This is a genomic window from Moorena sp. SIO3E8 (assembly GCF_010692445.1).
Taxonomy (GTDB): Bacteria; Cyanobacteriota; Cyanobacteriia; order Cyanobacteriales; family Coleofasciculaceae; genus Moorena; species Moorena bouillonii.
In genome coordinates this window covers 14,745-36,941 of the sequence record NZ_JAAHHM010000072.1, presented here as the reverse complement: position 1 = coordinate 36,941, position 22,197 = coordinate 14,745, and the positions used below count along the sequence as shown (strand labels likewise).

General features: G+C 43.1%; 15 protein-coding genes. 9 read left to right on the top strand and 6 right to left on the bottom strand.

From position 1 onward, the window contains the following. Nucleotides 1-119 precede the first annotated feature (119 nt). Complete coding sequence (locus F6K46_RS25025; protein ID WP_293061968.1) at nucleotides 120-971, top strand: RNA ligase; 852 nt, start codon at nucleotides 120-122, stop codon at nucleotides 969-971. Nucleotides 972-1,406: 435 nt separating this feature from the next. Here the strand turns inward: F6K46_RS25025 and F6K46_RS25020 are convergent, their stop codons facing one another. Next, a complete protein-coding gene (locus tag F6K46_RS25020; protein ID WP_293061966.1) occupies nucleotides 1,407-1,622 on the bottom strand; it encodes a hypothetical protein in 216 nt (71 codons plus the stop codon). 528 nt (nucleotides 1,623-2,150) lie between these two features. Between F6K46_RS25020 and F6K46_RS25015 the strand changes: the two genes are divergently transcribed. After that, on the top strand, nucleotides 2,151-2,387 hold the full coding sequence (locus F6K46_RS25015) for a hypothetical protein (RefSeq protein WP_293061964.1): 237 nt from the start codon (nucleotides 2,151-2,153) through the stop codon (nucleotides 2,385-2,387). 70 nt (nucleotides 2,388-2,457) lie between these two features. Here F6K46_RS25015 and F6K46_RS25010 read toward each other — a convergent pair whose 3' ends face one another. Beyond that, on the bottom strand, nucleotides 2,458-2,685 hold the full coding sequence (locus F6K46_RS25010) for a hypothetical protein (RefSeq protein ID WP_293061962.1): 228 nt from the start codon (nucleotides 2,683-2,685) through the stop codon (nucleotides 2,458-2,460). A 558-nt stretch (nucleotides 2,686-3,243) separates the two neighbouring features. On the opposite strand from F6K46_RS25010, the gene metH reads away from it, so the two are divergent. The 4 genes from metH to F6K46_RS24990 all read left to right on the top strand — a co-directional run bounded on the left by metH (nucleotide 3,244) and on the right by F6K46_RS24990 (nucleotide 10,116). Continuing rightward, complete coding sequence (gene metH, locus F6K46_RS25005) at nucleotides 3,244-6,855, top strand: methionine synthase (RefSeq protein ID WP_293061960.1); 3,612 nt, start codon at nucleotides 3,244-3,246, stop codon at nucleotides 6,853-6,855. Nucleotides 6,856-7,542: 687 nt separating this feature from the next. Beyond that, nucleotides 7,543-7,980, top strand: a complete 438-nt coding sequence (locus F6K46_RS25000) for a hypothetical protein (protein ID WP_293061958.1) — start codon at nucleotides 7,543-7,545, stop codon at nucleotides 7,978-7,980. 1,044 nt (nucleotides 7,981-9,024) lie between these two features. Then, a complete protein-coding gene (locus F6K46_RS24995) occupies nucleotides 9,025-9,414 on the top strand; it encodes an FAD-dependent oxidoreductase (RefSeq protein WP_293061956.1) in 390 nt (129 codons plus the stop codon). A gap of 6 nt (nucleotides 9,415-9,420) precedes the next feature. Then, on the top strand, nucleotides 9,421-10,116 hold the full coding sequence (locus tag F6K46_RS24990) for an NAD/NADP octopine/nopaline dehydrogenase family protein (protein ID WP_293061954.1): 696 nt from the start codon (nucleotides 9,421-9,423) through the stop codon (nucleotides 10,114-10,116). Nucleotides 10,117-10,299: 183 nt separating this feature from the next. Here the strand turns inward: F6K46_RS24990 and F6K46_RS24985 are convergent, their stop codons facing one another. Then, entirely contained in the window at nucleotides 10,300-11,436 is a 1,137-nt protein-coding gene (locus F6K46_RS24985) for a pyridoxal-phosphate dependent enzyme (RefSeq protein ID WP_293117451.1), read from the bottom strand. A 1,032-nt stretch (nucleotides 11,437-12,468) separates the two neighbouring features. On the opposite strand from F6K46_RS24985, the gene F6K46_RS24980 reads away from it, so the two are divergent. From F6K46_RS24980 to F6K46_RS24970, 3 genes are all read left to right on the top strand, one after another. Next, complete coding sequence (locus tag F6K46_RS24980) at nucleotides 12,469-12,591, top strand: hypothetical protein (protein ID WP_293061950.1); 123 nt, start codon at nucleotides 12,469-12,471, stop codon at nucleotides 12,589-12,591. Between the two features lie 146 nt (nucleotides 12,592-12,737). Beyond that, the gene (locus tag F6K46_RS24975; RefSeq protein WP_293061948.1) at nucleotides 12,738-12,911 is read left to right on the top strand and encodes a hypothetical protein; all 174 of its coding nucleotides are present in this window, start codon (nucleotides 12,738-12,740) and stop codon (nucleotides 12,909-12,911) included. A 147-nt stretch (nucleotides 12,912-13,058) separates the two neighbouring features. Further along, the gene (locus F6K46_RS24970) at nucleotides 13,059-14,411 is read left to right on the top strand and encodes an oligosaccharide flippase family protein (RefSeq protein WP_293061946.1); all 1,353 of its coding nucleotides are present in this window, start codon (nucleotides 13,059-13,061) and stop codon (nucleotides 14,409-14,411) included. On the opposite strand, the gene F6K46_RS24965 is transcribed toward F6K46_RS24970, so the two are convergent. The 3 genes from F6K46_RS24965 to F6K46_RS24955 form a co-directional block, all read right to left on the bottom strand. After that, entirely contained in the window at nucleotides 14,412-18,866 is a 4,455-nt protein-coding gene (locus tag F6K46_RS24965; protein WP_293061944.1) for a condensation domain-containing protein, read from the bottom strand. A 933-nt stretch (nucleotides 18,867-19,799) separates the two neighbouring features. Further along, nucleotides 19,800-21,155 (bottom strand): precorrin-6y C5,15-methyltransferase (decarboxylating) subunit CbiE, encoded by a 1,356-nt coding sequence (gene cbiE, locus F6K46_RS24960; RefSeq protein WP_293061942.1) that lies wholly within the window; start codon nucleotides 21,153-21,155, stop codon nucleotides 19,800-19,802. Nucleotides 21,156-21,577: 422 nt separating this feature from the next. Then, the gene (locus F6K46_RS24955; protein WP_293023385.1) at nucleotides 21,578-22,192 is read right to left on the bottom strand and encodes a cobalt-precorrin-8X methylmutase; all 615 of its coding nucleotides are present in this window, start codon (nucleotides 22,190-22,192) and stop codon (nucleotides 21,578-21,580) included. Between the last annotated feature and the right edge of the window lie 5 nt (nucleotides 22,193-22,197).

The window sequence follows — 22,197 nt, the reverse complement described above, 5'->3', positions numbered from 1 at the left end:
CAGAACTGATTGGGGCAGCAGTTCCAGAGCTTCAAAGCTATTTGGGATAGCTGGCGGTTTGATTTCCATGGTTCTACACTACTACTCATCCTTCCCTTTTTGTCAACCCCATCACCTGAATGCTTACCACTCGTGTTTATGAAAAATTAGATGGTTCCCTGATGGTTCTCTATTTTTACCAAGGGGAATGGAGAGTTCAATCAAGTGGCACCGCCGTTCGCGTAGCGTCGGCTTTGCCGAATGGCATCGCTGAAATTAAAGGATTTGATCTGACATTTGCTGAACTTTTTTGGAAAGTTTGGCACTCGGCAGGTTATCAATTTCCCCAGAAAACAGCATACTGTTTTATGTTTGAGTTAATGACTCCTTATAATCGCATTGTAGTGCGACACAATAGAGAACAACTCATCCTGCATGGGGCGAGAAATATTCAGACATTGCAGGAAGAATTACCCAGTAAATGGGAAGGTAAATATGGATGGAAAATTGTTAAGACGTATCCGTTAACAACGTTACCCTTGATTATCAAAGCTACAGAAGCTTTAGATCCGATGATATCAGAGGGCTATATTGTTTGCGACCATCGTTTTAATCGACTTAAAGTAAAATCGGCGAAATATATAGAAATATCTTCTGCCAAAAGCGGATTTTCTACTCGTAGTATATTGGAGATTATTTTAACCAATGAAGGAGAAGAGTTTTTAACTTACTATCCCAAATGGTTGGAATTATTTAATCAAATTAAAGCTAACTATGACGCTTTGGTTAGAGAAATAGAAACAAGCTACGAACAATACAAAGACATCCCTCTACAGAAAGATTTTGCTTTAGCAGTTAAACATCTTCCCTACTGTGGGACATTATTTGCTTTGCGCGCCCAGAAAGTATCCAGTGTCCGAGAATTCCTGTGCCATCTTCCCATAGGGAAATTAGAAACATTATTAGATTTAGATTACGTGCATCTGGGGTAAGCATATAGCAAAGGGAACAGGGAACAGGGAACAGGGAACAGGGAGCAGGGAGCAGGGAAGAGGGAAGAGGGAAAACAATCCTGTGTACCTGATAGTTATGCAAACCGCCGTATGCTTATAGCTGATAGCTGACAGCTGACAGCTGATAACTGAATGCTTAAATATATAGCAAAAAAAAATTCGGTCAAGTTCTGGTTAAACCCAAGTCTTGACCGAATTCTAAAGTGTAAACAAAAATGAGTACACTTTAGGTCAACTCAATGAAATCAATTCTGATGACTAAAAACATTCCACCAGAGTTAGTCAGCAATTGCTCGAAAGCAACCACATTCTAACCTCCGATTTATGCTATTCCATACTACTTCATCCCGCTTCAGAAAACAACCTTGAATCTAGATGGTGGCCAGGGCGTAAAAGCCCTGGCAAATTCCTATCCTAGTCTAGGTAAAAATATCGCACCAAAGTGGTCATCACCTCACCAGGCTTTTCGGTGGGCTCGGGAGTGCTCCACTCGTAGGGGTATGCATACTTAAGGGAATACAGAGCATTAATTGTATCGCGAACCTGTTTAGGAGTTCCGATCAACAAGAGCTTGGATTTCTTAGGTTGGCGACCTTGGTTGTCCGGGGTGGGGGGAATGTTTTCAGTCATGAGAATCTTTCCTCTTAAGTGGTTATGTTATTAATATATAAATAAATTAATTAAAATGTCAAGGGGTTTGGGATTTTTTTTTTATTACGAAATATGGCCAATAGTAGAATGTGGAAAGTGTGGAGAGTATGGCAAAAAGTAAGAGGTAATAGTATTAAAACAAAGCTGATAATTTTCTGGTGTTGTTATCATCAGCTTTTGGGTTGTAGCGTTTCTAGGATTTATGAGGTCAAAGTCCCCCTTGATAAGGGGGACCAACGGGGGATACCTTTCTAGGATTTATGAGGTCAAAGTCCCCCTTGATAATAGGGATTTAGGGGGATACCTTTGTACCTCATGGCATAGAGAATTGCTATATTTGGTTTATAATGTAAACTATCAGCTATCAGCCTTCAGCTGAAGGCTTACTTAATTCGAGTTATTATTGGTAATAAAAAAAACAGCTTCCTGTCTTTGATGACAACAAAAGACAGGAAACTGAAATAGCGATAGCATTTTTACTTGAGTAAACAAGGCAACAAGAAAAAGTTGAGGGGATCTAAGGATGGGATGAATGCGATTGGCCTAGGCCACGTTACGCGATTGACCATAGGTCACGCTACGCGAACGCATTTCTTGCTTGAGGCGATCCCATCGTTCGATACCCCATTACCACTCAAAATCTCCCCACACTTCCGACACTTCCAACACTTCCAACACTTTCTTCCGGAGGGGAATCATGAAATAGTCGTAATTGCCCGACCAATATTAATTTGCAGGCTATAGCAACCCACTGGGCAAAAGCAGCTTGAGGATGAAAAAAACTAGTTCGTTCGAGGGTTCCAAGAACTAGTCATTACCAGTTTAAACCAAGTTTCTCAGCTACTTCCTCTGCAGGAATACCAGGCTCTCCAAGCTGAGTGCGGTGAAGCGAATCAATCAACTCTTGCACAACCTCAGGTCTTAGTTGTTTATTTTTATCAGGATCGCTCAACAGTGCTTCTAGAGTTTCAGTCACTGTTTCTTGGATGAGAACCTTAAACTCTTCAATTGTGAGGTCTTTAACTTGCATTGTCTCTCCCATCACATAACTTACTCTATATTATACACTTTTTTAGAGGAGATTGTTATCGAATTGAGTACAATCGGCTACCCAAAGTATAGCCAAGTTCTTAGTAACTGCACTGCCTAACTTTTGCTGCACTTTAGGGAGCGACGATCCCTTGGGCTTTTCCAAGAGATCCGTGCCGACGTAAAGTGAGTTATTAGTGCTGCATCTGTTAACTATAAGTATGATCAACGCTATAAATCTGCTTTAATGGATTTACGAAACTAGTTAATTAACGCCAGTATTAAAATAATAATAAATTGTCTAAACTCGTTTTGGTATGACTGTTGCTTTTCACCTTTATTGAAATTAAATTTTCACCTTCAACATTAAACCTTAAACTGTCAACAAAATGCCACTTATAGTCTCGTTAAAACCTATTTTTGTCTAATCTTTAAATTATACCAAAAATAAAATAAAATAATTTTGGCGATTTTTGATAAAGTAATTATAAGAGCCAACATAAATCAACTAAATTCCGTAAACTGTCAACGGTTAACACACCACTGAAGTCAATAAATAGCAACTGAATCTATGAATAGCCCTTTTCTCAATCACCTCCATAGCCCAAAGCGCCCGGTTATCGTATTTGATGGGGCAACTGGAACCTCTCTCCAAACCCAAAACCTCACTGCTGAAGACTTTGGTGGACCTGAGTACGAGGGATGTAATGAGTACCTAGTCCATACTAAACCAGAAGCAGTGGAAAAGGTGCATCGGGGCTTCCTGGAGGTGGGAGCAGATGTGATTGAAACCGATACCTTTGGCGGTACCTCGATTGTACTGGCAGAATATGATCTAGCTGACCAAGCCTATTACCTCAATAAAGCTGCTGCGGAACTAGCGAAACGGATGGCAGCGGAATACTCCACTCCAGAAAAACCTAGGTTTGTGGCCGGGTCCATGGGTCCTGGGACTAAACTCCCTACCCTGGGACATATTGATTTTGATACCTTGAAGAACGCCTATGTGGAACAAGCCTTAGGGTTGTATGATGGCGGTTCTGATTTGCTGATCGTGGAAACCTGTCAGGATGTGCTGCAAATTAAGGCAGCCCTGAATGCCATAGAAGAGGTATTTGAAAAAAAAGGGGCAAGACTGCCACTGATGGTATCGATCACTATGGAAGTGATGGGTACTATGCTGGTAGGGTCAGAAATTAATGCGGCGCTAACGATTCTAGAGCCTTACCCGATTGATATCCTTGGTCTTAACTGTGCCACTGGGCCAGAGCAAATGAAGGAACATATCAAATACTTGTCTGAATGTTCCCCATTTGTGGTTTCCTGTATCCCTAATGCTGGATTACCGGAAAATGTCGGAGGGCAAGCTCACTACAGGCTTACTCCCATGGAACTGCGGATGGCACTGATGCATTTTGTAGAGGATTTGGGAGTACAAATTATTGGTGGCTGTTGCGGTACTAGGCCAGCTCATATTCAACAGTTAGCGGAGTTTGCCCAAACCCTGACCCCGAAGGAACGGCATCCTAAGTATGAACCGTCAGCAGCATCGATTTACAGCTCCCAGCCTTATGAGCAAGATAATTCTTTCCTAATTGTTGGTGAACGGCTTAATGCTAGTGGTTCTAAAAAGTGCCGCACCATGCTGAATGCAGAAGATTGGGATGGATTGGTATCTTTGGCTAAATCCCAAATTCGGGAAGGGGCTAACGTCCTAGATGTTAACGTGGACTATGTGGGACGGGATGGAGTGCGGGATATGAACGAATTGGCCTCCCGTTTAGTCACAAATTCCACCTTACCCCTGATGCTGGACTCCACGGAATGGGAAAAGATGGAGGCTGGCTTAAAGGTGGTTGGGGGTAAGTGTATCCTTAACTCGACTAACTACGAAGATGGGGAACCTAGGTTCTATAAGGTACTGGAGTTAGCTAAAATCTATGGCGCGGGAGTGGTAATTGGTACTATCGATGAAGATGGTATGGCGCGGACAGCGGATAAGAAGTTTGAAATTGCTAAACGTGCTTATAACGATGCGATCGCATATGGTATCCCAGCTCATGAACTCTTCTTTGATACGCTAGCGTTACCAATTTCCACAGGAATTGAGGAAGACCGGGAAAACGGCAAAGGGACAATCGAATCCATTCGTCGGATTCGGGAAGAATTGCCTGGGTGTCATGTTATCCTGGGGGTTTCTAATATTTCCTTTGGACTAAACCCAGCCGCACGAATTGTGCTTAATTCCATGTTCTTGCACGAAGCAATGCAAGTGGGGATGGATGCAGCCATTGTTAGTGCTAGTAAGATTTTACCCTTAGCCAAGATTGAGCCAGAGCATCAAGAGGTTTGTCGAAAACTGATTTATGATCAGCGAGAGTTTGATGGGGATGTGTGTACCTATGACCCCTTGGCCGAGCTGACTACCCTGTTTGAAGGTAAAACCACAAAACGCGATCGCTCTCAAGATGAAAACCTATCGGTAGAAGAGCGGCTCAAGCGTCATATTATTGATGGGGAACGGATTGGTTTAGAAGAACAACTGGAGAAAGCCCGAGAAACATATCCTCCCCTGGAGATTATCAATACCTTTTTGCTCGACGGTATGAAAGTGGTAGGAGAACTATTTGGTTCTGGGCAAATGCAGCTGCCGTTTGTATTACAATCCGCTCAAACCATGAAGGCAGCAGTGGCTTATTTAGAGCCATATATGGAAAAATCCGAAGCAGGGAAGAATGCTAAAGGTACCTTTGTAATTGCTACGGTGAAAGGAGATGTTCACGATATTGGCAAGAATTTAGTGGATATCATCTTGTCCAACAATGGCTACGAGGTGATTAACTTGGGGATTAAACAGCCAGTAGACAATATTATTGATGCTTATGAAAAGCACAATGCTGACTGTATTGCCATGAGTGGGCTACTGGTGAAGTCTACCGCCTTTATGAAGGATAATCTGGCAACCTTTAATGAGCGGGGAATTACGGTACCAGTTATTCTAGGGGGTGCTGCCCTAACACCAAAGTTTGTCCATAAGGACTGCCAGAATACCTACAACGGTCAGGTGGTTTATGGTAAAGATGCCTTTTCTGACCTCCATTTCATGGATAAGTTAATGCCAGCAAAATCAGCTGGTAACTGGGATGATATCAAAGGGTTTATCGATGAGCTAGAGAATGGTGCAGCCGTTGACACCTTACCCATTGACAAGTTGCAACAGAATGGTTCAGCGGTTGACAAGTTGCAGGAGAATGGTTCACAAGACAACTCTAAACCAGCAACTCCCGTTTCAACTCCCCCAGATACTAATCGTTCGGAAGGGGTAACCTTGGATATTGAGCGTCCAACACCGCCATTCTGGGGAACCAAGATACTCCAGCCAGAAGATATTTCCTTCGAGGAAATCTTTTGGTATCTGGATTTGCAGGCGTTGATTGCTGGACAATGGCAGTTTCGGAAGCCAAAGGGCCAGTCGAGGGAAGAGTATAATCAGTTTTTGAAGGAAAAGGTTGACCCAATTCTGGCCAAATGGAAGGAAAAAACTCTTGCTGAGAACTTGTTACATCCCCAGGTGGTGTATGGATATTTTCCCTGTTTAGCTGAGGGGAATTCCTTGATAATTTATGATGCCCAAGGGATGAATTCCGAAGCCGCTAAAGACTCGAAGGAATTGCAAGAGGTGGCACGATTTGAGTTTCCTCGGCAACGGTCTGGTAAGCGTTTGTGTATAGCGGATTTCTTTTTACCGAAGGAGTTTGCAGAACCAGGTCAATTCGATGTGTTCCCGATGCAGGCGGTAACTGTAGGTGATATTGCCACAGAGTACGCTAAGAAATTATTTGATGGTGATCAATATACCGATTATTTGTATTACCACGGATTGGCGGTACAAATGGCTGAAGCCTTGGCGGAGTGGAGTCATGCTCGGATTCGTCGGGAGTTAGGGTTCGCAGATCGAGAACCCGATAGCATTCGGGATGTGTTGGCTCAGCGCTATCAGGGTTCACGGTATAGTTTTGGCTATCCCGCTTGTCCAAATCTCCAGGATCAGTACAAGCAGTTGGATTTGTTGGAATGCGATCGCATTAAGTTATACATGGATGAGAGTGAGCAGTTGTATCCAGAGCAATCTACGACAGCAATTGTAGCTTATCACCCAATCGCTAGATATTTTACTGCTTGATGGCTGGCGTTGCTGATTATGGGTATGGTTTTGCCCCCCTAGCCCCCCAAGTTTGGGGGGAACAAGACTTTCAAAGTCCCCCAAACTTGGGGGATTTAGGGGGCTTGACCAAAACCAGATGATTGGACATTCATTCCTTGATTCAGCAACGCTTGATGGCTTAGGTTTTTGAAATTTGAGTAAGCTAGCAAGATTTCAGTTGATTAACACTGGAATCTTGCATCATTTTTATTAATCTTAGGGTGGGCAGTGTTCATCAAGGTGCAAAGCCCAGCTTGGTGAAGCTGTATCAACTACTGTCCACCCTAGATGAACTGCATGAACTAGGAAAAACTGGTAACAGACTCGGAACAATGTCCACCCATTTAATATTTACTCCTTATAATATATAATTATAAATTAGGTAAAACTACAAAACGAAAAGTCATCGAACGTCGATGACCATCACCTTTGGTAAAGTGGGATGAGTGGTCAAGATAAAAGTCATAAGATACAGATAATTGTCGCTGTAATTGGCCTGGTTGGTGTACTGGGGGCAGCTGTGATCCAGGGTGCATCTCATATTTGAAAATATTACGTAGGGTGCGTTAGGGGCGGCTCGCCGTCATTTTCCAGCTCGTAGCCAGCTTTGGGAAAGTCCGCCCCGTAACGCACCACCGAATCAAACAGCTTTTAGGAGATGCACCCGTGATCCAGATTGTGCCTGATTTGTTTCCTAATTTGTTTGATAAGGAGAGAATCGAGTCTCAAAATTTTGGCCCAGAAAAAGTAAGTTGTAATGGCAGTGGCCAAGTATGCAGTAACCGCTTCGCAATAGATGTAACAACGCGCGGTGTCTTAAAAGTTAAGTATGTCGTCCCCCCTACTCATTGCAGCCCAATTAAAATCCATTTCTACCTTGACGGTGACCGTGTTCGTTCTACAGGTACCCTTGGGTGGAAGGGCGCATCTGGCCAGTTCAGCAGCCTTCCCTTGACCTCAGATCAAATTGATCTCGGCCCTGTTTCCTCAGGAAATCATTCCATTAGTTTAGAGGCAGAAGGGGAAGCTGCAGGTTGTAATCGTGGACAGCTAAATTCTTGGTTAGGGAATTTACAGGTCTGGACATCAGTTTTGGATAAGTAGTTCCGTAGTGGCGTGGCACAGCTAATTTGGTGCAATAAGCGTAGGTTGGGTTGAAGAATGAAACCCAACACCAGTAACGCTTTGTTGGGTTTCCCTACCGCTCAACCCAACAAACGTTTTTAGGTGTGCCACGCCAGTAGGGTGCGTTAGGGTAGCCCTCATTTTATCGGTAGCCAGAGTTGGGACAGTCCGCCCCGTAACGCACCACTGTTGGGTCAAATAATAAAAATGAGATCCACCCGAAAGTGCCAACCCTTTAATGTTTTGTGTGGTTTGATTGCCTATTGCTACTAGCGGCAATCCAGTTTTGGGACGAAGATCATTCTGAGAGGATATCTGAAAAGTTTTTTTATACTGAATTTTGCCCCCCTAGCCCCCCAACTTTGGGGGGAATAAGAGTCAATTTGCTTCTAAAAGTCCCCCAAAATTGGGGGACCAACGGGGGCTTGGATGTAGCAAATGAGACTTCTCAGACAACCTCTGATATAGAAGACCGATTTTTACTTATTGTTAATTGTTACCGATAAGAGCAATCAGTAATCAGAATCATTTCAGCCCGCAAAGCCACCAAAAATGAAAGTAAACACTATCGAGGATAAAACAAACCAGAATATGACCTTGCCAAGATGAAAAGCCGCCCCAATCCTTATGCCAAAAAATTAAAGCAACCAGTAACTTTGCCTTTGAGTATTGATGTAATAGAATATTTTGAAACAAAGGCGCAATAAAAAGGAATTTCTTCCCAAGAATTAATCAATTTATACCTTCACAATTGTGTTGTCAGTAAACGAGAACTATCGTTTGAGTAGCGGAACTTAAACCAGGGTAAGCTAATGTAAGTTTGTATCCAAAAATACATAAAAAAGTTATTTTTTAGTATGATAAAACTTTTAATCTGATGCGTCTATGTCAATAAGCTACCTCCATTATCAATAATTTCGAGATTACAGTTAACCTGCATAAAAATCGGTGAAACTCTTGTGATAAGCTGTTCATAATTTAAATTACATATTCACAATTATAGAGCTTAAAGGATATTTTTTTATGTCACAAGATATGTCACAAGATAATTACCTTGTTGTGGGTGGAGGAGATGTAGGTTTAGCCACAGCAGTTCACCTGAGTTCTCAAGGCCATAACGTTGATCTGTTTTCTCGTCGTTCTTCTTCAATTAGTCAAACTAAGATTGTTCGTTCAACGGGTGTATGTTCACCGGGTAATTATCCAATTGCAGCTTGTTCTAACCAGATTGAGGAAATTGCCGCCACTCATGATGGCAAATTACCCAATAATATTGTGATTGGCTGTCGAGGTCAGGATGTTGAATCTTATGCCCGGATTTTGGGGGAGTATATGACCCCTCAAACCAATATTTTGTTGATTTGTTCTAGCCGTTTTTCAGGTCGAGTTTTCTGCAAAGTGTGGCAAAAATAATTTGGCATGAGTGAAACCCAATTACCCGCAGTTGCAGATGTAAACAATACCCCCTTTGCTTGTCGAGGAAACGCTGACGACCAAGTAGCTATAAAGAGGTTTAAAAAACAGTTCAAAGTCGCTGCCCAAAACTCGGATATGACAGAGCGGATTGTTGCTACCTATCAAGGTTTGTTCGAGAATTTGCGTCCACTGTCTTCGAGTTTAGAAGTAAACTTGGATAAATGTAATGATGTTTTTCACGTTCCCTTAATCATCGCCTCTTTAACCAGATGGGAGCTAGGAGAAAATTATAACATTTACCGAGGTATGGGTCCTCGCACTGCTAATTTGATTGGTGATTTCGATCGCGATCGTCTAGCCATAGCCAAGGCATTAGGGTTTCCTGATCTAAGCGATATGTACGATTATTTTAAGACAGCCTATGGAACTACTGGCCCATCGCTTTACGAACACATTCACCAGATCAAAGCACTTGACAATTCTACTCTTAGGAATCCCCATCATCGCTATCTCTCAGAAGAATTACCCTTTGGGGCTTTTCCACTACAGGTGTTAGCCCGCCTCACAGGAGTAGATACCCCATTTTTAGATAGTTGTATTACTCTGGGGAGCAAGTTTATCGATGAACCTTTCACGTGGACTGCTGAGTTTCTGGAATTGGACACTCAATGGCTAGAGGAGCAACTAAGACATAAATAAAAAGAGTCGAGCTTGAATTTATGGAACTATGTAGCATTTTCTCTGGTTATACTGGGGATATATATCGTTAAATCGACTTCCTTTGCTGTTCAAGAGTGAATAACAGCAAAGGGAAAATGCGATTGGCCTTGGCCTTGGCCAAAAGGCCATGCTACGCGAATGGCCACGCTACGCGAACGCGCCCTAGTACATCCGTCCTCCAGTCACCATCAGCAAGCATTTTTCTTCAGGGGAAATCCACCCGTCAAGAATCAACTTTTTACACGCTGCCAAAGACAATGCCCCAGTGTGACAAGCAGAAATCCCAGCTTGCTGTAAAACCTCATAGCTTTTCAGAAGTTCTGCTTGGGTTGGGGCAACAACCGTTCCTTGAGTGTCTAGAATTAGACCGCGCAAATAAGAGTAGGTTGCGGTAGGATTGCCTCTAAGAATAGCCTCAGCCTTTCCAGTGGGGTTGCGGATAATATCCTCATCAGCAATTTGTTCTCTATTAGCATGAAATGCCGTATAAACAGGAGCACAAGTATCTTGCTGGACACCAACAAAACGAGGCATTTTCTTAATATACCCATTGGCTAAAAGCTGCTTGAAGCCAAAATATCCCCCATAAAACCCCATCCCGCTACTAATGGGTTGAAAGACTACATCAACTTGGAAGTCCCTTTGGGTTGCTCCTTCCATATACCCTGTTTTGAGACCTTCCCGACGAAAGAAGTTGAAAAAGCCTCCTTCCCAAAATAGATTATGATCTTGAGCATAGTCTTTGGCCAACTTGCCAGTTTCCACAAAATCTACATCTGTTTCATGGATGGTGGCATAGGGACTCTGAAATTTTAAGCGATGTCTATGGGTTGAGGGAACAAAGACATGAACCCTAATTTGACCTTCAAGCTCTTTGGCCCAATACATAAAGCTAGAAGAAGAGTTGCCTGTAGAGGAGACCACAAATTCTTTAACTCCACCCCATAACAACCCCGGTGTTGCCATACAACTCTGTCTATATTTGGTGTTTCCTGTTGCTAAAGCCCCTTCTACTTTACAGTAAATGCCATCATGGTCAACATAGTGAGCATTGTCGAATCGAATTAGAGGAGTTTCTGGACAATAAAATTCTGGCAGGGGTTTAATCGGAACAAAATCTTTAAAACGCTGCAGTCCGGAACCAGATTCTACCTTTTGATTACCTCTGTACACAACATTCAACACACCTCCATCGCAAGATTGGCAACGATAACGCAGTTCTAGCGGATATTCTTTACCACATACAGCACATTGGAGATGAGCCATAGAATTTGCTTCGATGTGTCCTGGTGTTAACACTTGCCAATACTCCGGACGTTTTTTTGAGCATTTTTCAAAAGTCTTCCAGTAGTAATAATATCAGTTAATGACACCGCAACTTGTGGAGAGATGGGGATATTGGCAGATCGGGTATCAAAATTCAGCACTTACGAACTCAGCACTTATGAACTCAAGACTCTTAAACTCAGCACTTCCAAGCCGTCACAATAGTGATCGGATTGAGAGGATTAAACCGAGTTAGCTTGCCCACAGGTACCGACTTTGATAACTGCACCTGTAACCATTGATAATTCCAAGTATCCCCCCTAGCTTGATAAGGGGGGGAAACGTTTAGACTCAAACCAACTATAAGCTGTATTAATCTGCTAAACTGTTGCTAAGGCTAACAGTAAAACACAATCGAGGTATAAAAAAGTCTCAAATTAATCCATAATTGATTTTAATTTTATACCACTACCAACACTAAACAATCGTTTTAGTGTTGGTAAATCCTTCTAAAAAATTGGTCATAAAACCAGAATATGACCTTGTCTTGATGCAGTCGCTCATGGGGGAAACCACGGCAGTCGCTCATGGTTTGTTCGCGTTCGCCTTTGGCGTGGCCTACGGCCAAGCGTCGGCTACGCCGAAGTTACCGTAAGACAGGCTCGCCTTAATCAATAAGTTTTAACCCTTTTCTGCATAGCCTACCAACCATAAAGGCTCAACGTAATCAGGTTTCGTCTCCGGGGGGAGACCCCCAAGACCGCGCTGCCTCCCCAAGACCGCGCTGCATCGCTGCCAATATGAAAAGCCGACCCAATCCTTATGCCAAAAAATTAAAGCAACAAGTAACTTTACCTTTGAGGATTGATGTAATAGAATATTTTGAAGCAAAGGCGAATAAAAAGTAATTTATTTATTTCCAATAATTAATCATTTTTTTAAATAAAAATTGTGTTTTCAGTAAACGATAACTATCGTTTTAGTAGTTCGATTTTCGAGCTTTTATACTGGAAATATTCAGGTTAAAAAGGCTGCCAAATTTTTTAGAATCATAAATTAACATATATGGCGCTTTCCATAACTATCAGGTACACAGGATTGTTGTCCTTCTTCCGACTTACCACTTCCGACTTACCACTTCCGACTTACCTCTTACCTGCTCCCTGTTCCCTGCTCCCTGCTCCCTAAAAACCAAGAACTTTGTACCTAACTGAATTGCAAACCGCTGTAAACTTGACAATATTCCCATTCTCTTGTCACTTTTATCGTAAGCATTCAGTCATCAGTATATGCTTAAAGCTTTTGTAAGTACCTAGACAAAAATAAACGAAACTGTGTTAACTTTTGTAAAGTTGGCAAAAGTCTCTCTGCTCCCTGCTCCCTGCTCCCTGCTCCCTGCTCCCTGCTCCCTGCTCCCTATTTCAACAGTTAAACCTAATTTTGTCCGACTACTTATCTGGGTTGTAAACATACGAATTACTGAAAAAGGCATCCATGCAAGAGGGTAAAGAGATCCTCAGTGTTATTGGACAATCAAAAAAGACCATACAGGTTTACATTTCAACTACAAATGCTATATAACTGTCTTATGTTTTTGCAATCCATCAGGCTTGTAGCTGGCTTTTCACCCCGTTTCTTTGATTTCAATAAAATTTATGACTCAAACCGTATCTTCCACTACCGACGAAAATCTTAACTTAGGTATTCTGGCTAAAGAAGCTGGAATAGCTCTGATCATAAAATTTGCAGGTATTCTTCTGACTTATGTAGTGCAGATATTCCTGGCGCGATGGATGGGTACCACTGAGTATGGCATTTATGAATATGTGATTGCTTGGTCTATCCTCTTAGCAATTCCCGCAGGATTGGGTTTACCCCATACCGTTTTGCGCTTTGTCTCCGAGTACCAGGTGAAAGAAGAATGGGGACTGTTGCGGGGGATCGTGCGCAGTAGCTGGTTGATTACTATTCTGGCTAGTCTTTTGCTTAGCTTGCTAGCTGCTGGTGTAATTTTACTGCTGAATTATTACCACCCCTTTGCTTATGCCACTCCTTTATTAATAGGTATCGGTCTGATACCACTACAAGCCTTGGTAAATTTGCAATTGGAAACTTCCAGAGCTGCTAAGGATGTTACTTTAGCCTACGCGCCATCACAAATAATTTGGCCGGTTTTGGTAGTCTGTGGCGCATTTCTGTTCATACAGACAAGTCATGACCTCACCGGAATTTCTACGATCGCGATCGCTGAAATCGCCTTCCTAGCTGCCCTGTTATTCCAGTTTGGATTGTTATTGTTTAAGTTAAATGAAGAATTTGAAGCCAGCAAACCGGTCTATGCCATTCGAGAGTGGTTGGGTGTCGCTTTCATTTTGTTATTACAGCAGAGTTTTTTGAAAATTCTTGGTAAAATCGACACGATTATGGTTGGTTCAATATTGGGAGCAAAGGAAGCAGGGATGTACGGTGCGGCCGTGAATACGGCTCAATGGGTTAGTGTTGTGCTGAGCATTATCAATATAGTCGCCGCTTCCAGTTTCGCAGCCCTTTACGCTAAAAACAATATCGAGGGTCTGCAAAAGGTGGTTTCTGCAGTTGCCCTGTGGATTTTCTGGCCTTCTATGGCTATTTCCTTATTGCTCACCGTCTTCAGTCAACCCATTTTAGGAATATTTGGCTCAGAATTTATCGCAGCGAGTTTGCAACTCAAAATTTTGGTTTTAGGCAATTTAGTAAGTGCTTTATGTGGTTCTGTAGGCTATTTGATGGTGATGACGGGTCATCAAAATAAATCTTTACCCGTTTTTATTTATGCGACTATTCTCAATATCGTGTTAAATGCGATCGCTATTCCCCTCATCGGTGGAGTAGGGGCAGCTATCGCTACAGCTTTCTCTAAAGCGCTGTGGAATATTTGGCTCAGTTTTTTAGTGGTGAAATATGTAGGAGTAAGTCCCCTAGTTTTCAGGGGACTTTTTCAACGGGGTTCAAAATCGGAGGGAATCTAGTTACTCTACTCGATCAAGCATTACTCGTAATTGAGAAAGGGGCTTTTGGGGCTCCTTTACTACAGTTTCCAGAAGAAAGTGGTATTTTCTGGCAATGCGAGCAACTGTCGTGCCGTCCAAGATATCGGTAATGTACCTGAAGTCAGCGCTATAACCTCCGTCTTTAGCCAACATCCGCAAATGTAGGTTTCTGACTACAGCTTTCTTTTTCATCCCGATAAATGAGACTTCCATTTCAGGTAGTTCCAGTTGTTCGGAGTTGGTTGCATTAATCACATTGAAACCTACGGAGGTAGGATATTTGAATTGCTTGCCTTGGGCTTTCCAGATATCCACGAGTTGAAGAAAAGGCAAACTATTGTGGGCGTAACCATTACGGACAGTTTGCTGTATGCGATCAAGTAATTCGGCAAAAGTAGGATCGCCTTTTAAATCCAAACGCAGGGGTAGGATATTGCCAAAAGGGCCAATTAAGGATTGAGCTTCTTTCCTCAGGCGATTGACGAAGATGGAATCAATGGCAAAGTCTTCTTGGTTAGCAACACTTCCAAGAACTACTCCGTAGGCTGACAATAAAGTAACGTATAAAACTACCCCGGCTTTCTTACTGATGTTTTCCAAGCTACTCTTCAAGTCGGGACTAATCTTTAACGGTTCGGAGCCTTGGCGAAATGTGGGGTTGGCTGGAAGGGGCCGATCGGTCGGTAACTCCAAAAGTTCCGCTCCCGCCAGGGTTTTTCGCCAGTAGTTGAGGCACTTGTCCAAGGTCCCTGCCTGCAGCCATTGCTGATACCACTGGGCATAGTCGGTAAATGTCATGGCCAGTGGTGGCAAGGGTGAGGGCTGTCCAGAAGCAAAGGCCGAGTAGAGAGCGTTTAATTCATGAATGAATAAGCCCCAAGACGAAGCATCAGTGGTCGCGTGGTTGATGCAGGGCATGAGAATATGGGAGGTTTCGCTCAAACGCAGGATATTAACCCGCAGCATCGGACCGTTGACTAAGTCGAACTGACGCAGGGAACATTCTTCGAGATAGTTCCGGATTACCTGGGACTCTTCGTTTTCTGGTATGTTGGGGCAGTCTACTATTTCAAAAGCTGGCTCCATTTCTGGGCGTACCACCTGTACCACAGAACCATCTACTTTTTCCAAAGTGGTGTGGAGGGGAGTGTGACGGCGGGCAATTTCTTTAATCGCTTCCTGCAAGACCTTGAGGTTTAATGGGCCTTCAATGCGCCAAATGCGCCAAGTGTTGTTGTAAAGTCCCTCTGGATGTGCACGCCACCACATGTATTCTTGTTCGACGGTAAGGGGTAAGGAATTGCTGAGGGAATTCTCCGAGGGGCGATCGTAACCCAAAGACTCTGCTACCTTCCAAGTTTCTGGGCTCAAAAAGTCTACCTTATATTCTTCCTTCCAGCGCTCAGCAACTTTGGCATTAATCCCTTTGTAAGTGTGGAATTTAGGATCTCCCATCATCCTGGATACAGCGTGAACCCCATCGGTCATGCGCTGCTTCTTTTCCTTATAAGGTTGGAGCATATCGGGATGGAAATCTATCCCGATAAATTCACATAACTGATGAACAGTAGTTTCGGGTTGCTGCACTAAGTCTTCATATTTAAGCTGATGCTGACGGGAACTGGGTATATTCTTGAGGAACTCTAATATATTTTGGTGACTTATCAACCACATCAATTCTCCTTTTTGCTCCACTGAGAACTGGTTTTCTTCCATGGCCACCAACAAATCTAACCTGGCCTCTTTCATTGAACGAATTGTGGCCAGGGGATGGCGCTGGAGGTGGATATAAAGGGGATTTTCAAACTCTTCCTCCGCACGTTGCAGAACTTCTGGGTTAAACACATAAGGTGGAGTCTTATCAGCTATGATTTGACCAGGCAGCCACTCTTGCATCAAAGAGAAAAACTCCTTGGTACTCAAGTTTTGTTCCTCTAACTCCTCCATAATCTGCTGTGCTTGTTCCCCATCACAGTTTTTGATTTCCATGATAGCGCGAATTACCCCTTCTCCCAGGAAATTATTGCGCCCAGAAAAAGCAGCTTTGCGTTCCGCAAGAGTATTAAACGAAAGCAGATACAACTCTGGTGGTGCGAAAAGTTGTGGGTGTCCGGCCATAATCACCCTTAATAAAGTAGAACCAGAGCGTCCGGTACAGAGGATGAAAATAGCTTGTTTATTTTTATTACCAGACGTATCGGATTGAACAGATTCCCCACAAAGGTGATGCAGTAAATATTGCCGCATCTGACCAATTTGCTGGGTGTTCAGTTTCTCTACTAATGTCTTACTTGTCTTACTGACAACTTTACCTTCTGTTTCCTCAGCTAGCTCCGAATAATTTTCTTGAAGATATTCAGCTAATGTAGCAATTGTTGGCGCGTCAAACAGGGCAACTGGGTGCAGAATTTTGTTCAGTTCGTCTTGTAGCTTGTTCACCAGGGCCATTGCCACGATCGAATTCCCCCCCAGTTCAAAGAAGTTATCTTCAATACCGACGGTTGGAATTCCCAGCACATCCTGCCAAATCGAAGCCAGTTGATGTTCTAATTTGTTGCGGGGGGCAATCTTTTCCTTACTCGATCGGGCATTTTGATCACCCAACTGTTTCAGAATTTGGGTAAATTCTCCGGCTTCAAAACCCTTACTCAATTGTAAGCGTTGGATTTTTCCGATAGCGGTTTTCGGAATCACCTCCCGAGCAACGGGAATCAAGTAATCTGGATTGACCCCGATTTTGGAAATCACCTGCTTTCGAATCGTCTGCAACAGCGGCAGTATTTCTTCATCTTTTTGAGTCGTCAAATGGAAGAAAATCCCTAGTTTTTCTGTTGAGCCACCTCCATCTCGAACCGCACAAGCTGCGGTATAGGAAACTTCGACCCCTTCTACTTCTTCGACTACAGTTTCAATTTCCTGACTGTAGTAATTTGCGCCATTGATAATAATGGTCTCTTTGGCTCGACCGGTCAACACCAAGTGTCCGTTGGTGATGAAACCTAAATCTCCAGTATCAAACCAACCATTTTCTAGAAAAGATGCCTGATTCGCTTCAGGATTTTTATCGTAACCTGGAGAAACTGCATCGCCACATACTTGCAAGTGACCTATAGTATCTTCGGGCAAAATCGAATTTTCTTCATCGACAATCCGAATCGTTACTCCTGGGATAACTGGCCCTAGGTCTGCGAAAATGCTGCTGTTGGGATGTTCTGCCCCGACTCGTTTAATGGTTCCTTTTAAAGAGTCTTTATCTACCCGATGGAACTTTAAAGGAGCCTCTGGTGTGGGCTGATAATAGGTTATCCCCGAACCCAACTCTGCCATCCCAAACGCGGGGCGAATCGCAGTTTTACTCAAACCATAGGCTGCCATATTCTCCATAAATTCCTCTACGGCTTGGGAAGAAACAGCTTCCCCTGCTGTGAGTAAGAATTGCACGCAAGACAAATCCCAGGTTTGATTTGGTTCTCGTTCCAGCAAGTCATTAACCAGAGAATAGGCAAAGTTAGGAGCCCAGCTATAGTTGACTCTGTATTTATCAATTAAATCCAACCAGTTGAGAGGGCGACCTAAAATATATTCCTTTGCTGCGTAAACTTGTTTGCAGCCCAATTCGATACAACGGATATGCCAGTCGCAGATGCTGCCGATGTGGTCAAAAGGCAGCCAATTCAGGATTACATCTTCTGGTTGATGGTGATTGAGAATATTGGCTCCCCTGGAGCGAGAGATGAGATTGCGGTGGGTCAGTCTCACGCATTTGGGGATTCCCGTACTGCCAGAGGTGAGATTAAAAAATGCCGTTTCCTCTGGCTGACTGGGGTAATAGGATTTATCTGGGGCGTTGTGCCTTAAGGTTTCAATGCAGCTTACTTTTTGCTCAGATCCTGATAAAAAGGAGTGGATTTTTTCTGGCAGCTCTTTGTTAGTAATGATGAAAGGTTTGTCTAAAAATTCCCAAATCTGACGCAGCTTCTTAGCGATCGGGTTAGATTCTACGTAGGTAATAGGTGCTTCCATAATTGTCGGCACAAACCCCCCGAGAATACATCCCCAGAAAGCCGGTATTATGTCCCAACTTTTTTCTAATTGTAAAATTACTTTGTCTTGAGGGGTTAATCCTTGCTTTCTTAAACCCGCTAGGATTTTCTGAGCTTCTTCTAATAATTCTGCATATGATTGGACTATTTCCGAGCCATCTCCCTGGAGATATACAATGCTTTCTCCGACGATTTGCTCTGCTGATCTTTCTAAAACTTGGGGTAGGGTAGTAGGAGCATCCGGCTCAGATGGTAATGGCCCCCCATCTGTTAGAGCCTGGGGCTTCCATTGCTCTTCTAGTTTCTGGGCTAACTGCTCATCTATAGCCGGAATAGTTGTTAAAGCTTCCTGATTCACGTCTGAAGAGTCTTTTTTTTGATTAGTTAACATATTCTTATTCTTTGAATTGATTTGTCTTTACAACGCTGATATCCCACTTTCTGAGATTATTGCGGTTTCTTTTTTTCCAAAGCTGGCGTTGCTTAATAATAGAAGGATTAAAGGAGTTTTGTAGAACGGAAATCTTGGTGGAATGGGCATCTTGCCCATTATCAATATTTCCGGGGCGGCAGGATGGCCACCCTACTCCTATTGATTCGAAGATTCAGCAACCCCAAAAGAACACTCTAATCAGGCATTTGATGATCGATAAGTATTCGATATCTCTAACAAAATGGTATTGCTCCTGTTGACTTTAATTGCTCCCATCTAATCGTTTTCCAAAGCTACCACACTTTAGGTACTACTGTAGGTTTTGACAGTGTAGTATTTGCGAGTACTAGAATACCACTTTTTTGTGCATTTGTGAAAAGCCAGTTGATCTGCCGATTTGGGAAAGCTCCCGCCTCCTGTTCATGTATTTCGCCAAGTACAATATATATACCAAACTCAATAGGCATTTTGTCAAGTACAATATATACAAAAGAAATTCCATGGGGTTAATCTGGATATTCAAGATGTTTGGTCTAATACATACCCAATACCTAAAAGCATAAGAAGAGCTGCCCGTATAGGATACTACAAATTCTTTAACTCCACCCCATGACAACTCTGTCTATATTTTGTGTTTCCTTTTGGTAAAGCCCTTTCAACTTTACATTAATTTTGGTTTTGCTAAGGATATCAGAGTCAACCCATTTCAATTTGTATCAAAAGTTACATATAGCGGTTTTATTTGAGTTGTAAACATAGTCCCAAAGGCCAAGAGGCAATAGGCAACAGTAGGAATAATATCAGCTAATGACACCGCAACTTGTGGGGATATGGGGAGATTGGCAGATAGGGTATCAGAATTCAGCATTTACGAACTCACCACTCTCAAACTCAGCACTTCCAAGCCGTCACAATAGTGATCGGATTGAGAGGATTAAACCGAGTTAGTTTGCCCACAGGTACCGACTTCGATAACTGCACCTGTAACCATTGATAATTCCAAGGATCCCCCCTAACCCCCCTTAATAAGGGGGGGAAAGAATCCCCCCTCCTTAATAAGGGGGGGAAGGAATTTGCTCTAATCCCGCGCTCGGAAGGAGGGAAACGTTTAGATTCAAACCAACTATAGGCTGTATTAATATGCTCTACAGTTGCTAATGCTAACACTAAAATACAATCGAGGTCTAAGCGAGTATCACAGTAATCCAAAATTGAGTGCAAATTACCCCCACTACCGCCAATAAAAACCCGATTTGGTGTTGGTAAATTCTTCAAAACATCCGGTGCTGAACCATGAATTGAGGTAACATTAGTAACGCCCAAACGTTGACAATTTTGCTCAATCAAAGTACTCCCCATTGCTGTTTTTTCAATAGCATACACCTGAGAGGTGTTCGATAAACGAGCAATTTCAATGGAAACTGAACCTGTGCCTGCACCAATATCCCAAACTGTTTGCCCTGGTTTGAGGGCTAACTCTCCTAGTAACAGCAGCCTGATTTCTCGCTTGGTCATTAAACCAGGGCGATCGCTAAAACTAGTAAATGTCTGATCTGGTAATCCCAGTATCGGTAAGGAGTCTGTATCTAGAGATTGGTCAACGGAATCAGGATGACGTAGTAATACCACCACATTCAGGGGCGCAAAGGTCTGGTTCAATACTGCTTCTACACCAAGACATTGCACCCGTTCATCCATACCTCCCAAATTTTCACATACCCAGAACTGGTAGCAACTGGGTAAATCTAGCGCTAGCAATAATTTAGCGATCGCTTCAGGTGTATTTGTCCCATCCGTCAACACCGCAATCTTGTCAACTCCCTGCTTCAAGGCTGGGATTAGTTGTTCCATAGAACGGCCATGAGCACTGATTACCTTAGCATCTTGCCAAGCAACCTTAATTCGACTGAAGGCCAGCTGAATCGCACTGACATGGGGATGAAACCTCAGGCTTGAGGGGGGAAGTTGGCTTAGCAGCAATCGTCCTAAGCCAAAAAACAAGGGATCACCACTCACCAACACTACGATTAGGGTATCGTGATCCGCACCATCGAGCTGCTTACGAATTAATTCAATAGCGTCAGTAAAATTCCCCAATACCAGTTGTGACCCTTGGTGGTTGGGAAAATACCCCAAATGGCGCTCACTTCCTACCAATAGCGTCGCTTGTTCTACGAGCTGCTTGACTTGATCAGTTAAGCTAGCTGCTCCGTCTAAACCAATGCCGACTACATGGATCGAGGTCATGGTTTTGCTGCTATTGCAAAGGGAACAGGGAACAGGGAACAGGGAACAGGGAGTAGGGAACAGGGAACAGGGAGTAGGGAACAAAAATTATCACAATTCATTTAGGATTGCTATATCTGATCTTTAATCTGTTTTCAGAATAATAGGAATTAAGCTGGGAGTGTATTATAGCAACTGGCAAGACACCAAGGACAGAAAGAATACACAAAAGGGAGTTAATCGAAATTTACTCATCTCTTTTTTAGTTACCTTCGGGTCTTGTGGGCTTTTGGGATGTTTCATATCATGTTGAGATAAACAGTTATAAAAAAACATAGCTTCCTTCTGGTAGGTTATCTCCCTCCTCATCCCCTGTTCCCTGTTCCCTGTTCCCTGTTCCCTATTATTGAGTATTTATAACTGTTAAACCGAACATGATATTATTACTCACTCTCCCAAGCTAATACCATCAATCCATTCAAAATAGCTGCAGCCACTGGAGACCCTCCTTTAGCTCCTTCAACTCGAATCTGAGGGATGGATATCTTGGCCAAAGCAGCTTTCGACTCCAGCACTGAAACAAACCCAACGGTTGCGCCAATGACCAAAGCTGGTTTGACCTGAGAGTGGGACAACTGCTCACATAAAGCCAACAATGCCGTAGGGGCATTACCAATCACAAAAATAGCCCCTGGAAATTGCTCGAAACATCGGAGTAAACCAGTTTCCGTGCGCGTCTTTCCTGGCAGAGCGACTGGTGCCTGGTCTACTGCTACGATCAGGGGATTACCAAAGGTTTTTGCCACCATACTAGCTATCCCCTGTTTGACCATTCCTACATCTGTAACAATTGGTGTTCCCTGGCTCAGTGCAGAGATACCAGATGCGATCGCATTTTCACTAAACCGAAGCAGTTGGGTAAATTCAAAATCCGCCGTACTATGGATTACCCTCCGCACAATCCCATACTCAGCTGGATTAAACTGATGCTCCCCAATCTGTTGGTCAATAATGGCAAAACTTTGCTCCATAATCGGATGCATCGACAATGCTTTCATCTAAA